This window comes from Pseudoduganella danionis (genome assembly GCF_009720775.1).
Classification (GTDB): Bacteria; Pseudomonadota; Gammaproteobacteria; order Burkholderiales; family Burkholderiaceae_D; genus Rugamonas; species Rugamonas danionis.
Map to the genome: position 1 here is coordinate 1 of NZ_WNKW01000041.1, position 272 is coordinate 272.

Consider the following 272-nt stretch of genomic DNA (forward strand, 5'->3'; position numbering starts at 1 on the left):
ACCAGAAGTAGGTAGCTTAACCGCAAGGAGGGCGCTTACCACGGTAGGATTCGTGACTGGGGTGAAGTCGTAACAAGGTAGCCGTATCGGAAGGTGCGGCTGGATCACCTCCTTTCTAGAGTCGCACTAGTCAGCAATGACGACTCATCAAGCGTTCACACTTATCGACTGTAAATAAGAGAAGAACAGCATTTGGGGCTGTAGCTCAGCTGGTTAGAGCACCGTGTTGATAACGCGGGGGTCGTTGGTTCGAGTCCAACCAGCCCTACCAG

Annotated in this window: 1 tRNA gene and 1 rRNA gene; both read left to right on the forward strand. The window is 52.6% G+C overall.

What is annotated here, in order from left to right:
• A 16S ribosomal RNA gene (locus GM655_RS22630) occupies positions 1–115 on the forward strand; the annotation flags it as partial.
• Between the two features lie 79 nt (positions 116–194).
• Positions 195–271, forward strand: a tRNA-Ile gene (locus tag GM655_RS22635).
• The last annotated feature ends 1 nt before the right edge of the window (position 272 follow it).